This window comes from Edaphobacter paludis (genome assembly GCF_039993895.1).
GTDB lineage: Bacteria > Acidobacteriota > Terriglobia > Terriglobales > Acidobacteriaceae > Edaphobacter > Edaphobacter paludis.
The window spans coordinates 3,900,873-3,916,164 of the sequence record NZ_CP121194.1 but is presented as its reverse complement, the minus strand read 5'-3'; the positions used below and the strand labels follow the sequence as shown (position 1 = coordinate 3,916,164).

Here is a 15,292-nt window from a genome sequence, read left to right as displayed (position 1 = left end):
TCGTCGAAATGCGTCAAACTGGTTCTGGAGTCAATTTCATGTCACCCCGCCGGGCAAACGGCAATACCGAATCTGTCGACAATTACCTCAAGGCGATCCTTTCACTCGGCGGCCCCGAGCATCGCCGCGTCACCAGCACCTCGCTCGCCGACCATCTCAGTGTCGCCCCCGCCTCTGTGACCAACATGCTGCAAAAGCTGGCCGCCGCTCCCACGCCTTTGGTCGAATACGAGCGCCATCGCGGCGTGCAATTGTCGGCGTCGGGCAAGCGCCGCGCCCTCGAAGTCCTGCGTCACCATCGCCTCATCGAGACCTTCCTCTACCAGATCCTCGATTACCCGATCGAAGAGGTTCACGAGGAGGCCGAGCGGCTCGAACACTTCATCTCCGAGCGCTTCGAAGAGCGCATCGCTGCAAAGCTGGGCCATCCCCGCATCGACCCCCACGGCCACTCCATCCCCACGATGGAAGGCGAGATGACCGAGCAGAACTCCATCCCTCTCACCGCGGTGCAGCAGGAGGGAGTCTTTACCATCGACAGCGTCTCCGACCGCGACTCCCGCACCCTGCAGCAGTTCAAGGCCAGCGGCATCAAGCCCGGCGCACGGCTCCGCGTCAGAAAGAAAGCCTCCTCCGAGGGGTACTCCGTTAGCATCGGCCGCTCCTCCGCCGCCTTCGATCTCTCGACCGAAGCCGCAGGTGGCATCCTGCTTCACCCCAGCGCAAAGTAATCCGCACCGACCAGTTATTGCCCACAAACAGATGCTCGGGTGCCCCACTCATCGCAGTTTCATCGCGATGAGTGGGAGTGTAAAACCTCAGCCATCGCTTTTGTCGTTGTTCTTTTCCCGAAACCCCCGTCATCTCGACCGAAGGCGGCGCTTTTGCCGCCGCATGGAGAGACCCCTGTATTTGCTTTTGCGTTTTCTGCCACATCCTGCCTATATTCAATTGTTTACTCCTCGTCCCTCAGAAAACCCCGGCAAAAATCTTGTCAAGCCCCAAAACCCATCAACTCCCACAAAACAAACCAAATAGCGATTGCAAAAGAGTTTCGCTCCACCCGCTAAAATAGAAATAGCCAGAAAACAATCCAGAGTAGCGACGAGCTAACTAGTCTCGATTGAGTACCTCACAGATAAGTCATTTAGAATGAAGACTTTGAAAGCTAAGTCTTTTATTTCCAATACTTTACCTACTTGAGTACACCCGGGGGTACCTTCCGGACATCGAGAATACGCAAGCCAGATGAGATCGGAGAAGAGAGCCGCTTCCCAGCTCGCCCCTCGGTTGACTCCGCGAACTCGGTTGCCTACGCTCAAAGTGAGAGAACGGAGATACATCTGCAAATGAAAGTTCTGGTAATCGGCGGCGGCGGCCGCGAGCACGCCCTCGTCTGGTCGCTCCTCAAATCCCCGCAGGTCGATCAGGTCGTCTGCGCTCCCGGCAACGGCGGCATCGCCCAGATCGCCCGCTGCATCCCGGTCGACGTCAACAACCTCGATTCCATGGTGCAAGTCGTTGAGGCTGAACGCCCGGCGCTAACCGTCATCGGCCCCGAAGTCCCGCTCTCCCTCGGCATCGTCGACGAGCTGACCCGCCGTAACCTCCGCGTCTTCGGCCCCACGCAGGCAGCCGCCCGGCTCGAATCGAGCAAGGCCTTTGCCAAAGAGTTCATGCAGCGCCACGGCATTCCCACCGCCGCTTATGCCGTCTGCACCAGCCTCGACGAGGTGCGCAACCAGCTCAGCCACTTCACCTTACCGGTCGTAGTCAAGGCCGATGGCCTCGCCGCCGGCAAAGGCGTCGTCATCTGCGAGACCCGTCTCGAGGCCGAAACCGCTGCCGCCGAGATGTTCAGCGGAGCGCTCCTCGGCACCACCGAGACCGAGATCGTCCTCGAAGAGTTCCTCACCGGCGAAGAGCTCTCCTTCTTCGCCCTCTGCGACGGAAAGCACGCCGCCGCCATCGCGTCCGCGCAAGACCACAAGCGCGTCGGCGAGGGTGACACCGGCCCCAATACCGGCGGCATGGGAGCCTACTCCACCGACGGCCTCACCACAACCGCCATGCGCGACTGGCTCACCGAAAGCGTCGCGCAAAAAGTCGTCGACGGCATGGCCTCTGAAGGGACGCCATTCAAAGGCATCCTCTTCTGCGGCATCATGATGACGCCGCGCGGCCCGATGGTGCTCGAGTTCAACACCCGCTTCGGCGATCCTGAAACTCAGGCCATCCTCCTCCGCATGGAGACCGATGTCCTCGACCTCTGCAACGCCTCCATCGACGGCACGGCCGACGCCCTCGACATCAAGATGCATCCCGGAGCCAGCGTCTGCGTCATCGCCGCCAGCGGCGGCTATCCTGGCAAATACGCCTCAGGCAAGCTCATCCAGGGCCTCCCCGCGCAGCCCAGCGAGAACGTGGTCGTCTTCCACTCCGGCACGGCAATTAAAGACGGCCAGCTCGTCACCGCCGGAGGCCGCGTCCTCGCCATCACGTCGATGGCGCCCGACCTCCGCGATGCCCTCGATCTTGCGTACGCGCAATTGGCAAAGATCTCGTTTGATGGCATGCAATTCCGCCGCGACATTGGACATCGCGCATTGGAGCCGAAATAAATCCGAGGTAAATCATGGTCACACTCACCGGAGAAGAACTGCTGGCGTGGATCGACACGACAGCACAGCATTGGCAGAAGCTGCTCGAAGCGCATGAGGATCTGTTAACGGTCTCCTGCGATATCGCCGGGGTAAAGAGCATAGGCGAGCTCATGCAGCATATCGTCGCGGTCCAACTGCGCTACGCCGAGCGGCTTGCCGGACTGCCGGAAACTTCATACGAGTCGATCGCATACGACACCGTGCCAGCGCTGTTCGCAACCCACGTGCAAGGGATCGAGATGTTTCGCGGATTATTGGCCGACCCTGCCTATGACTGGACGCAAGAGCTCGAATTCGCCACCCGTCGCATGGGCACGCTGCGGGCGTCGCGAAAGACGATACTGATCCACGCGCTGATGCACAGCATCCGCCACTATGCGCAACTGGCTACCTTGGTGCGACAACACGGTGTAGCGCCCGACTGGCCGATGGACTACCTGTTCATGGGTGCAAAGCGCGTCTGAATTCTTCCGCCTGCCTATGCGGCCTGGGAGAGGTGTCCCATTGACATTCATCCGTCACCCCAATAAGGTGGCGCTGACATGAAAAAAGCCGCTGTTCTGCTTTGTCTCCTCGCCTCCTTCGCCTGCGCGCAGAAGCGTCCCGCCATCACAGGCATTGCCTTCGTCCGCATGTTTACGGCAGATCCAGCGGCCTCCACAGCCTTCTATCAGGGCAAACTAGGCTTCGACCGGACGGCAGAAAACGGCGTTGCGCGCTACGCCGTCAGTGACTCGCAATGGCTCGAAGTCGCTCCGCTGCCGACGCCTGCGCCGCAATCCCGCATCGCTGCCATTGCCTTCACCACTCGCAACGCAGCTGCGCTCCAGAGCTACCTTAAGGCTCATTCCGTCGCCATCGACAAGCCGCTCCACAACGGCAGCTTCGCCGTCCACGATCCCGAAGGCCAACTCGTCATCTTCGTGCAGCAGCCCGCTGCCTCGTCCAAAGAAGTCTCGCCTCACGCCACCGCGCGTCGCATCATTCACACTGGCTTCTGGGTGCATGACCGCGCTGCCGAGGACCACTTCTGGCGCGATATCCTCGGCTTTCGCCCGCTCTGGTTCGGTGGCCAGCACGACGGCGAGATCGACTACGTCAGCAGCCAGGTTCCCGACGGAACCGACTGGATCGAGTACATGCTCAACCGCAGTCCCAACCCCAACCCACATTCGCTGGGCAGCATGAATCACTTCTCGCTCGGCGTAGCCCAGATGAGCGACGCCGTTCAGGCCCTCGCCCGCAACGGCTGCAGCGGTCCCGAGTGCCGCAAGACTCAGATGGGCCGCGACGGCAAGATCCAGCTTAACCTCTTCGATCCCGATCTCACCCGGGTCGAATACATGGAGTTCAAACCCTCTGGCCCCATCTGTTGCTCGCCCTTCACCGGACCGCCGCCTGCCGAACAAGAAAACCGCTAGGCAAGGCGAACCGGAGATAAAAAGCAGGTCCTCGCCAGCGGCGAAGGATGACAATGTTTTGGGTGTAACTTCTCTGCTATACCTGCGACTCAGCCGCTTCGCGCAATCTTTCCGTGCATCGCCACGGGCGCTTCGCCGCGCGGCCGTCCGTTGGTTGAGCTGACAGGCCGCATGCTATTTACCAGCTGGTGGCTCAAAGGATGTTGCAGGGAAACAATGACGGCCTGTGCCGGAACATCTCCTGGGCAAACGTAGCTATGCTTCGTATTCGCGTCGAAGTAGAGCGCATCGCCCGCCTCGATCCGGTGCGTCGTCTCTCCATGCTTTACATCGAGCATTCCCGAAAGCAGGTAAAGAAACTCGCACCCTTCATGCTGGTGCGCCCGTGGAACCCGGCCCGGCTTTGCTGGAAGGAACTCGGCAAAGTAAGGGTCAAGCTGCCGGTCAGGGACGAGATATCCCAAACTTTCAAAGAAGTAGGTCGGGTCATCCACTCCCGTCTGCGGCATCCGCACCCGTTCCTTGCGGCGATGCACTCGGAATAGCGTCTGCGGCTCTGCCTCGAAGAAATAGCTGAGATCTTTTGAGAACACCATGGCGATCCGCGCAAGATTACGCAGCGTTGGCACGACCCGGCCCGTTTCCAGTTGCGACAGAAAGCTCGCCGAGAGCCCGGTGTGGCGCCCCAGTTCCACCAGCCCCATCGATTTCTTTAGTCGCAGATGCTTGATCCGCTCGCCGATCTTCTTCTCCGCGATAACCGACTCCGCAACCCCGCCGTCTATCTGGACATTCTGTATCTCCAGAGGCGTGTTCGCGCTTCCATCGGAAGCGGCCAGAGCCGGCGCATCCCCACTCATCGCCATCGCTATCGCCGAAGTACGCTTCACGGTTCACCCCTTTCAGGAAACTTTCGTCACGTAACCAGATGTTTAAATCGCATCAAAAGATGTCCGGCATTGCAGTTCTCTCTTCTTCTCTCAGTTCCAATGCTCGAAATGCTAGCCTGTGACCAATGGAGTTTCCCAGCCAACCTGACCAACGCAGCGTGACCATTCTGAGCTTTGCTTGCCTCATCGCATTTGCGTCCGGTTGCGCCAGTCCCGGCCCGGCCCGTCCGCCTTCTTTGCATCTGCCCCACGTCGTCACTGATCTCAGTGCCACGCGCACCGGCAATGAAGTCGCCCTGCGTTGGACAACTCCGGACAAGACCACCGACGGCCTCAACATTCAGCCTCCTCTGACTGCGGAGATTTGCCGCAAACTCGCCACCCAGCCTGCCACCTGCACTCCGGTTAAACATCTCCCTGTCCATCCCGGCCCCAGCGGAGCGACCGACGCTCTGCCTTCCTCCCTGACCGCCGATCCGGCTACGCTGCTTACCTACCGCGTCCAGATCTTCAATACCAATGGCCATTCCGCAGGTCTCTCCAATCCCGCTTTCGCCGCCGGAGGCGCAGCTCCGCCACCCGTCGAAGATGTGAAGATTACGCCAATCCGCGACGGTGCCATGGTCGAGTGGAAGCCGCAATCCATTTCATCTTTCATCGACCTCGACCGGAACCTTGTCCAGGCCACCGCGCCCAAAAAGCCCTCGACCAGGCAACCACGCCAACTCACTGTGGCCACGCCTGCCGAAGTCCATCTGCAAGCCGGCAGACAAACCGCCGATCCCGGCGGCACCATCGACCCTACCGCTCAAAGAGGCGAGACCTACCGCTACACCGCGCAGCGAGTCCGTGCTGTCACCCTCGGCGGCCACGCGCTGGAGATACGCAGCGTCCCATCTCCAACCATCACCACCCTGATGCGTGACACCTTCCCCCCTGCAGCTCCCACTGGCCTTGCGGCCGTTCCCGGTACCGCATCCATCGATCTCTCGTGGGAGCCGAACACCGAGCCCGACCTTGCCGGTTACATCGTCTTCCGCCAGCCGGTTGCCTCTGACGGCACGCTTACTGCTGCGCCCAGCCGCCTGACTCCGACACCAATCCCTGCCCCGGCCTTCAGCGACCTGACCGCCACAACGGGCCAAACTTACTCCTACCGCGTCGTTGCCATCGACTCCACAGGAAATCAAAGCCCTCCCAGCACCGATGTCCGCGAATCCCGAAGGAGCCAATAACCATGCGCTACTGCAAATTCCTCTCCTCCGAACACGGTCCTCTCTACGCCTTCGTCGAGCAGCGCGGCGATGCCCTTTGGGCCGTTCGACCCATGCCCGCCCCCGAAGAAGACCGCATTGCCCAATCTGCCGCCGCCTTCGAGCCTCAGCCGCTCAAAGATCTCCATCTGCTGGCGCCCGTAGCTCCCTCCAAGATTCTCTGTATTGGCCGCAACTACCGCGATCACGCCACCGAACTGGGCAACGAAGTCCCCAGGGAGCCTCTTCTCTTCCTCAAGCCCCCGTCATCGCTGCTCGCTCCCAACGGCATCATCCGCATGCCTGCCCTTTCTAAAAGGGTCGACTACGAGGGCGAACTCGGCATCGTCATCGGTCGACGTTGCCGCAACCTAGGCCCCGACGAGGATGTTCGCCCCTATATCCGCGGCTACACCATCGTCAACGACGTCACCGCCCGCGACCTGCAGAAGAGCGATGGCCAATGGACTCGCGGCAAAGGCTTCGACACTTTCTGCCCGGTCGGCCCCATTGTCTCTGACGAGATCGATCCGGTGGGAGGCGAAGCCGTCACCCTGACGACGCGGCTCAACGGAGAGGTCAAGCAGCAAGGCACCACCCGCGACCTTATCTTTCCCATCGCGCATCTCCTGCGCTACATCGCCGCCGCCATGACCCTCGAACCCGGCGACCTGATTCCCACCGGAACTCCTGCTGGTGTAGGCCCCGTCAATTCCGGAGACCGCATCCAAATAGAGATAGACGGTCTTGGGGTGCTCGAAAACACCTTCCAGCCCGACTAAAGACCTTGCATCCCGTGAATTTCACGCGAATCCCGAAAACAGCGCGTAACCCTTTCAACCTTGATAAAATCTAATAAGACAGCAAGGAGCAATTAAAATGGCCTCTCTACTCGAACAGCTACGCGGCATGACCACCGTCGTCTCCGATACCGGCGACATTAACTCGATTCAGCAGTACAAGCCGCAGGATTCCACTACGAATCCCTCGCTCATCGCAGCGGCGGCAGAAAAGCCCGAATATCAGTCCATCGTGGACAGCGTTCTGCAGCAGGCCAAGAAAGACGCCGGCGACAAGGCCACCGACAAGGACGTCGCTGCCCTCGCCTTCAAGAATCTTGCCGTGGCCTTCGGCCTCAAAATCCTCGAGATCGTTCCTGGCCGCGTGTCCACCGAGGTTGACGCCCGCCTCTCTTACGACACCGAGAAGTCCATCGCGACTGCACGCGAAATCATCGCGCAGTACGAGAAGGCCGGCGTCTCCCGCGAGCGCGTCCTCATCAAGCTTGCCTCCACCTGGGAGGGCATCAAGGCTGCTGAGATCCTCGAAAAAGAGGGGATTCACTGCAACATGACCCTGCTCTTCGGTCTGCACCAGGCGATTGCTTGCGCTGAAGCCAAGGTCACCCTCATCTCGCCCTTCGTCGGTCGCATCCTCGACTGGTACAAGAAGGACACGGGCAAGGACTACACCGGCGCTGAAGATCCCGGCGTCCAGTCCGTCACCACCATCTATAACTACTACAAGCACTTCGGCTACAAGACTGTGGTTATGGGAGCCAGCTTCCGCAACATCGGCGAGATCATCGAGCTTGCCGGTTGCGATCTGCTCACCATCGCGCCCAAGCTGCTCGGCGAACTCGAAGCCGCACAGGGAACGCTCGAGCGCAAGCTCGACGCCTCCAAGGCGAAGGATCTCAAGATCGAAAAGATCCCCATGGACAAGGCCACCTTCGACAAGATGCACGCCGCCGATCGCATGGCGACCGACAAGCTGAAGGAAGGCATCGACGGTTTCTCCAAGGCACTCGAAGGCCTCGAAGAGCTGCTCGCCAAGCACGTCAGCGAGATGAAGCAGCCCGTCAACGCATAAGCACCCTCACCTCTAGTTCGACCAAAGGCAGCCAGAATTGGCTGCCTTTGCTGTTTCCGTCCCTGAAATTGTGGATGCGCCATATCCAGATTCTTAGGGCATCGATTGCGTAGATTTCTCCAACGATTCCTCTCAAAGACAAGCAGTTCCACCCCGGCACTGCGTTCCTTTCTTGTCATCAAAGCCAGCACTATAACGATTGACAAAAGAAACAGGCCCTCTATATTGTTATCGTTCATCAGCGGTAATTCAAAGTTCAAACAATCTCACAGAAAGTAAGTGAGGGCGAGTTCCCCGACGCCAACGACAAACTTTCAGGAGGTACCATGTTTCGTAAGTTTTTCAAGACAGCAGCGCTGAGTCTCGCCCTGCTGCTGACCCTCAGCCTCACCGGCTCGCTTCACGCGCAGACCTCTCTCGGACAGATCGCAGGTAACGTGGTCGACGCGACCGGCAGCGTCATTCCTGGCGCGACCATTACTATTACCAACGTCGGCACCCGGGCCGTTCGCACTATCACCTCCGATGACAGCGGCTTCTACACTGCCACGAATCTTCCCATTGGCAACTACTCCATCACCATCGCCAAGTCCGGCTTCCGCGGCGAAACCCGCACCGGCCTCTCCGTCAGCGCCGACGCCCACTTGACCGCCAACTTCGAGATGCAGATCGGCGCGACCACCGAGGCGGTCACCGTCACTGCGATCCAGGGAGAGACGCTCAACACCACCAGCGGCGAACTCGCCCACGTCATCGACAGCAAGCAGGTTGAGAATCTTCCTCTCAACGGACGCAACTACACGCAGCTCATGACGCTCATTCCCGGCGCGGTCGTCACCAACCCCGATGTCTTCTCCGAGACCACCAGCCTCTCTGCCGGTAACCAGAACATCAACGGCAACAAGTCCGACTCGGCCAACCTCACCGTAGATGGCGCGTTCAACATGGTCTCCGGCAGCAACGGCAGCCTTGTGAATAACGTCGGCCCCGACTTCATTCAAGAGGTCAAGATCGAGACGTCAAACTTCTCCGCAGAGTATGGCCGCAACTCCGGCCCGGCCTTCAACATCGTCACCAAGAGCGGCACCAACCAGTTCCACGGCACGGTGTTCGAGTACGTTCGCAACAACCTCTTCGATTCCCGCCCCTTCTTCTCCACCTTCAAGACGCACCTCGTCTTCAACGACTTTGGCTATGGCATCGGCGGCCCGATTATCAAGGATCGCCTGTTCTTCTTCGCCGGCGAAGAGTGGAAGCGCCTTCGCCAGGATCAGAGCCCAACGCAGCGCACTACGCCGAGCTCCGCTGAACTCGCCGGCAACTTCTCTGGTCTCACGGTCAACGGCAAAGCCGTACAACTGTACTATCCCGGAACCACGACGCCCATCCCGAACAACAACATCGCGTCGATGATTTCGACCGATGGCCGCGCGATCGCGAATGTATACGCGGCCGAGAATAAGCTCGGCCAGTACATCGATGCCACCAATGCGGCGAATAACCTCACCCTCACGCCTACCAATCCACTCGACTTCCGCGAAGACATCGTCCGGCTGGACTTCCGCATCAACCAGGCGAACAGCATCTATGGCCGCTGGATCAGCGACCACAACAGCCTGATCGATCCCTTCGGTACCTTCTCCGACGGCGGCAATCTTCCCACCACCCCCACCCAGCGCAACCGCCCCGGCCAGAGCTACCTGCTCTCTGAAACCTGGACCGTGCGCCCGACCATCATTAACCAGGCCACCGCCACCTTCGCCTTCGTCTCGCAGCATATTCCTCCCGTTGGAGAGGATTGGAAGCGCGAGACCTTCGGCTTCCAATATGCCAAGCTCTTTCCGACCGCTGGCAAGTATCCCAATGGCATCCCCGAGGTCGGCATCACGTCCTTCGCTGGCTTCCAGGGTCCAAACTTTGCCTTGAACTCGCCGACGACCGACATTCAGGTGGGTGACACCATCTCCATCGTCAAGGGCAATCACCTCTTCAAGTTCGGCGGCGTCTACATCCGCAACCGCGTCGATCAGAACGGACGGCCTTACTACACCGGCAAACTCAGCTTCAATGCGAGCGGAAATCCGCAGACCACGGGTTACGCTCTCGCCGATGCCTTGCTCGGCAACTTCAACAGCTACCAGGAAGCCAGTGCCGATCCCACCGGACACTTCCGCTTCAACCAGCCGGAGGCCTTCGCGCAGGATACCTGGAAGGCGACCCGGAACCTCAGCATCGAGTACGGCGTCCGCTGGCAGTACATTCCGGCGATGTACACGCAGGGCAATAACATGTCCAACTTCGATCCCTCGGTCTACAACCCGGCCAAAGCCATCACCGTCACCACCGCAGGCAAGGTCATCCCCGGTTCGGGCAATCCTTACAATGGCTTGGTCCGCGCAGGCAACGGCATTCCCTCTGATCAGGTGAACCGTGTCCCCAACATCAACACAGCGGCCTATTCCCTGATTCCCGCCGGCGCCCCCCGTGGCTTCTATAAGATGGGCGGTGCTTTCGGTCCACGCCTTGGTTTCGCCTACGCTGCTGGAGATAAGACCTCTGTCCGCGGCGGCTACGGAGTCTTCTACTATCGCGCTGAAGGCAACGTCACCTTCAGTCAGGTCAATATTCAGCCCTTCCTGCAGAATGTCGAGTTCGACTTCGCCAACCTCGGCAATATCAGCGCCGGCACACCGAACAACACTGGCCTGCAGGGTGGAATCAATGCCATTGATCCCAACCTCAAGACCCCCTATACCGAGCAATACAGCTTCGGCATCCAGCGCGAACTGCCCAAGGGGATGCTACTTGAGACCACTTACGTCGGCAGCGTCAGCCATCATCAGTTGCGGAGCCCGAACATTAACTTCCCCGACCTGCCGTCCGTGGCAGCGAACCCCAAAAACAGCACCAACTTCTATAACCCCTACAGGGGCTTCACCAGCATCGCCCAGTATCGCAGCGATTCCAACGCCAACTACAACTCGTTACAGGTCTACCTCTCCAAGCGGACCGGTCAGGTTACCTACACTGTGGGCTACACCTTCGCCAAAGGGCTCGGGGACTCGCAAAGCAATGGCTCCACGCTGGAGAACTGGCGTGACCTCAACTACAACTATGGCGAGCTGAGCATCGACCGCAAGCACGCCTTCGTCTCGACCGTGGTCTGGCAGCTTCCCACCTTCCACAACAGGAACCTTCTTCTGCGTGAAGCGGTTGGCGGGATCCAGGTCACTGGCGTCGTTCGTGTCCAGAGCGGGCCGTACTGGACCATTCAGGGCAGTTCTTCGACCGGCAATCGCCGTGCCGACTACATTGGCGGCAATAAATACGCCAAGGATAATCGCTTTACCCTCTCCGGCCACCAGGCACAATGGCTCAACCCGGCTGCCTTCAGGGCGCCTGCGGCTGGCGCTTTCGGTTCGGCGGGCGTCGGCAGCGTTATCCTTCCCGGCCTGCAACAGGGCGACGTGACTCTCTCGAAGCTGTTCGACTTCCACGAGCGGGTCCAGTTCAAGCTTCAGGCGGATGCCTTCAACGTCCTGAACCACACGAACTACAGCTCGCTGGATACGAATGTCTCCGATGGAGGCTTTGGCCGCCTCAACGGAGCCTACCCCAACCGGCAGATGCAGTTTGGAGCGAAGCTGATCTTCTAACCCCAACCGAATCAATACAAAAGAAACCGCGCCTCCAGGAGGCGCGGTTTCTTTTTGCATTCGAATAAATATGAGCGAGTTGCTATCAAATAATATGCAACCTTTTTATCCACGTCGCGTCTATATTGGTAGACCGACACTCAATCCCGGTCAATTATTTTGAGGAGAGGAAAAAATGACTACCCTAACCCGATTTGTGCCGTTCCGTTCGCCACTTCCGGACGTGGCTGTCTTACAGAATCGTCTCAACTCAATCTTCAACGACTTTGCCCGGCCTGACGCCGGCGATGAGATTATGTCTGGCAGCTTCATTCCGGCGGTAGACGTGTACGAGGACGAACATAAGCTGGTATTGAAAGTCGAAGCGCCGGGAGTCAAGCAGGACGACTTCGACATCCATGTCGAAAACCAGACTCTGACAATCAAGGGAGAGCGAAAGTTCGAGACCGATGAGAAGGAGGAGAACTTCCATCGCATCGAACGCCGGTATGGCAGCTTTGTCCGCAGCTTCAGCCTTCCGCAGACGGTAGATACGAATGCCGTCGAGGCGAATTATGATGCTGGGGTGTTGAGTATCTCTCTACCCAAGAAGGCGGAGTCCAAACCGAAGCAGGTAAAGATCGCAGTCGGCAGCTCAAAGCATATCGAGGCGGGCAAACCCGAAGAAGTGAAGCAATCTTCAAAATCCGCAGCCTGAAGTGCATAATGTTGGCGCAAGATAGGGGCGGGGCCATTTTCCAAATGGCGCCGCCTTTTTTGTAAATAATTTGGATCAAAGACATAGAAGACTAAAAGGAGCATGCGCATGGCGATCAAGTGGGAACGGTTGACAGTCAAGTCGCAGGAGGCGGTTCAGGCTGCCAGCGGCCACGCGGCGGAAAACGGGAATCCGGAGGTGCTTCCTCTGCACCTGATGGCGGCGCTGCTCGAAGATCGTGAAGGCGTCGTGATCCCAGTCCTTGAAAAGGTCGGCGTACTGGTCGAGCAACTGCTCTCGGGCGTCAACTCCGCCATCGCCAAGCTGCCTAAGGTTCAGGGCGGGGCGCAGCCCAGCATGAGCGCGGCTTTGCAAAAAGTGTTGGAGCAGGCCTTCAAGGAAGCTGAAAACTTCAAGGACGATTACCTCTCGACCGAACACCTGCTGTTGGCGCTGTCGCAGCAAAAGGGCGACGCCGTGCAATCTGCGCTGGCGACGCTGGGCGGAACGCATGAGGCAATTCTCAAGGCCCTCAGCGCCGTGCGCGGCTCGCAACGCGTTACCGACCAGAACCCCGAAGGAAAGTTTCAGGCACTCGAAAAATACGCCAAGGACCTCACCGATTTAGCCCGTCGCGGCAAACTCGACCCCGTCATTGGCCGCGACGAGGAGATTCGCCGCGTCGTACAGGTGCTCTCCCGCCGAACGAAAAATAATCCGGTGCTCATCGGAGAGCCTGGTGTGGGCAAGACCGCAATCGTAGAAGGTTTGGCGCGCCGGATCTTCCTCGGCGACGTTCCCGAGATTCTCAAGAACAAGCGCGTCTGCGCGCTCGACCTCGGCGCGATGATCGCAGGGGCAAAATTTCGCGGCGAGTTTGAAGATCGCCTCAAAGCCGTTCTCAAAGAGATCGAAGAATCGAACGGTGAGGTCATCTTGTTCATCGATGAGTTGCATACCCTGGTTGGCGCGGGTGCAGCCGAGGGCGCAATGGACGCCTCGAATATGCTCAAACCGGCGTTGGCCCGCGGCGGCCTGCGTGCCATCGGAGCCACGACACTCAACGAATACCGCAAATATATCGAGAAGGACGCCGCCCTCGAACGCCGCTTCCAGGTCGTCTATGTGGGCGAGCCTAACGTTGAGGACACCATTGCCATTCTGCGCGGACTGAAAGAAAGGTACGAGGCGCACCACAAGGTGCGGATCAAGGACTCGGCCATCGTCGCGGCGGCGACACTATCCCATCGCTATATCTCCGACCGTTTTCTGCCCGATAAGGCTATCGACCTCGTCGACGAAGCAGCGGCAGCACTGGCTATTCAGATCGGCTCTGTCCCGGTCGAGATTGACGATCTGGAGCGTCGCGGAACCTCACTTGAAATCGAACGCGCCGCGCTCAAACGCGAGACCGACCCCGGCTCCAAAGAACGTCTGGAGATCGTCGAGCGCGAGCTTGCCGAGGTGAAAGAAAAAGCGGCTGGCCTGCGCGCCCGCTGGCAGACCGAACGCGGCGCTATCGGCCGTATCGCCGAGTTGAAGGAAAAGCTGGAGTCGCTGCGTTTCCAGGCGGGCGAAGAGACCCGCAAGGGCAATCTCCAACGCGCCGCCGAACTACAGTACGGCGAGATTCCCAAGATGGAAGCGGAGTTGAAGACCCTGACGACGACGCAGGATAATGTCGCCGGAAATTCGACGCGGCTGCTGAAAGAAGAGGTCGACGAAGAGGACGTCGCCGCCATCGTCTCCAAATGGACCGGCATCCCCATCAACAAGATGCTTGAAGGGGAAACTCAGAAGCTGGTGCAGATGGAAGACCGTCTGCGCGAGCGGGTCGTTGGACAGGACGAGGCGCTCAGCGCAGTGGCCAACGCCATTCGCCGCAGCCGCGCAGGGTTGAGCGATCCGAAGCGGCCTATCGGCTCATTCATCTTTCTTGGGCCAACCGGCGTCGGTAAAACCGAGACTGCGCGTGCGCTCGCCGAATTTCTCTTCGATGACGAGGCGGCCATGGTGCGCATCGACATGAGCGAGTACATGGAGAAACATGCCGTGGCGCGGCTGATCGGCGCGCCTCCGGGCTACGTCGGCTACGACGAAGGCGGTCAACTGACCGAAGCTGTTCGCCGCCGCCCTTACGCAGTCATTCTCTTCGACGAGATCGAGAAGGCGCATCCCGACGTCTTCAATGTGCTGCTGCAGGTGCTCGACGACGGGCGGCTGACGGACTCGAAGGGGCGCACGGTCGACTTCAAAAATACCGTGCTCATCATGACCTCGAACGTCGGCGCGTCGCAGTTGTCCACGGCCTGGGCGTCAGGCGAAGAGGGCTTCGAAGAGGCGAAAGGGCGCGTGATGGATGCGCTGCGTCAGCAGTTCCGGCCGGAGTTCCTCAATCGCGTGGACGACATCGTCGTCTTCCATCCGCTGGGTGACGAGCAGTTGACCCACATCGTCGATCTGCGGCTCAAGGACCTGCAAACGTTGCTGGACGACCGCAAGATCACGCTTGAGCTGACCGACAAGGCACGTCACGCAATCTTCACCGCCGGATACGACCGCGCCTACGGTGCGCGGCCACTGAAGCGGGCCATCCAGCGGATGGTGCAGGACAAGCTGGCGGTCAAGATTCTCGACGGCAGCGTGCTCCATGGCGATCATGTGGTGGTGGATGCAGGGAGCAAGGGTGACCTGCTGTTTAGCGTTACCGATCGCGTTGCACCTTGATGGAAATGCAGGGCGGCTCAACTTCGGATGGCTTCGCGGAGAACTCGCTGCAGAGATACTTCTGGGGCAGCTCCCCGAAGTGAAAACTGTTGCTCACTCTTGACCCTATACTT

At 59.3% G+C, this 15,292-nt stretch carries 11 protein-coding genes; 10 read left to right on the top strand and 1 reads right to left on the bottom strand.

All coding sequences use genetic code 11. The annotated features are described in order from the left end of the window. Nucleotides 1-38: 38 nt before the first annotated feature. The 4 genes from P4G45_RS16320 (at nt 39) to P4G45_RS16305 (ending at nt 4,084) form a co-directional block, all read left to right on the top strand. Nucleotides 39-731 carry a metal-dependent transcriptional regulator gene (locus P4G45_RS16320; RefSeq protein WP_348267533.1) on the top strand — a complete coding sequence of 231 codons (693 nt, stop codon included), beginning with the start codon at nt 39-41 and terminating at the stop codon, nt 729-731. A gap of 618 nt (nt 732-1,349) precedes the next feature. Continuing rightward, nucleotides 1,350-2,621, top strand: a complete 1,272-nt coding sequence (gene purD / locus P4G45_RS16315) for a phosphoribosylamine--glycine ligase (RefSeq protein WP_348267532.1) — start codon at nt 1,350-1,352, stop codon at nt 2,619-2,621. A 14-nt stretch (nt 2,622-2,635) separates the two neighbouring features. After that, complete coding sequence (locus P4G45_RS16310; protein ID WP_348267531.1) at nt 2,636-3,127, top strand: DinB family protein; 492 nt, start codon at nt 2,636-2,638, stop codon at nt 3,125-3,127. Nucleotides 3,128-3,205: 78 nt separating this feature from the next. Further along, the gene (locus P4G45_RS16305; protein ID WP_348267530.1) at nt 3,206-4,084 is read left to right on the top strand and encodes a VOC family protein; all 879 of its coding nucleotides are present in this window, start codon (nt 3,206-3,208) and stop codon (nt 4,082-4,084) included. An 89-nt stretch (nt 4,085-4,173) separates the two neighbouring features. Here P4G45_RS16305 and P4G45_RS16300 read toward each other — a convergent pair whose 3' ends face one another. Next, nucleotides 4,174-4,974: an XRE family transcriptional regulator gene (locus P4G45_RS16300; RefSeq protein WP_348267529.1), complete on the bottom strand. Its 801-nt coding sequence runs from the start codon at nt 4,972-4,974 to the stop codon at nt 4,174-4,176. Nucleotides 4,975-5,099: 125 nt separating this feature from the next. On the opposite strand from P4G45_RS16300, the gene P4G45_RS16295 reads away from it, so the two are divergent. The 6 genes from P4G45_RS16295 (at nt 5,100) to clpB (ending at nt 15,179) form a co-directional block, all read left to right on the top strand. Beyond that, nucleotides 5,100-6,209 (top strand): fibronectin type III domain-containing protein, encoded by a 1,110-nt coding sequence (locus P4G45_RS16295; RefSeq protein ID WP_348267528.1) that lies wholly within the window; start codon nt 5,100-5,102, stop codon nt 6,207-6,209. A 2-nt stretch (nt 6,210-6,211) separates the two neighbouring features. Beyond that, a complete protein-coding gene (locus P4G45_RS16290) occupies nt 6,212-7,009 on the top strand; it encodes a fumarylacetoacetate hydrolase family protein (protein WP_348267527.1) in 798 nt (265 codons plus the stop codon). A gap of 97 nt (nt 7,010-7,106) precedes the next feature. Continuing rightward, complete coding sequence (locus P4G45_RS16285; protein ID WP_348267526.1) at nt 7,107-8,099, top strand: transaldolase; 993 nt, start codon at nt 7,107-7,109, stop codon at nt 8,097-8,099. Nucleotides 8,100-8,425: 326 nt separating this feature from the next. Beyond that, on the top strand, nt 8,426-11,755 hold the full coding sequence (locus P4G45_RS16280; RefSeq protein ID WP_348267525.1) for a carboxypeptidase regulatory-like domain-containing protein: 3,330 nt from the start codon (nt 8,426-8,428) through the stop codon (nt 11,753-11,755). 175 nt (nt 11,756-11,930) lie between these two features. Beyond that, entirely contained in the window at nt 11,931-12,452 is a 522-nt protein-coding gene (locus P4G45_RS16275) for an Hsp20/alpha crystallin family protein (RefSeq protein ID WP_348267524.1), read from the top strand. A gap of 108 nt (nt 12,453-12,560) precedes the next feature. Further along, nucleotides 12,561-15,179, top strand: a complete 2,619-nt coding sequence (gene clpB / locus P4G45_RS16270; RefSeq protein ID WP_348267523.1) for an ATP-dependent chaperone ClpB — start codon at nt 12,561-12,563, stop codon at nt 15,177-15,179. Nucleotides 15,180-15,292 lie beyond the last annotated feature (113 nt).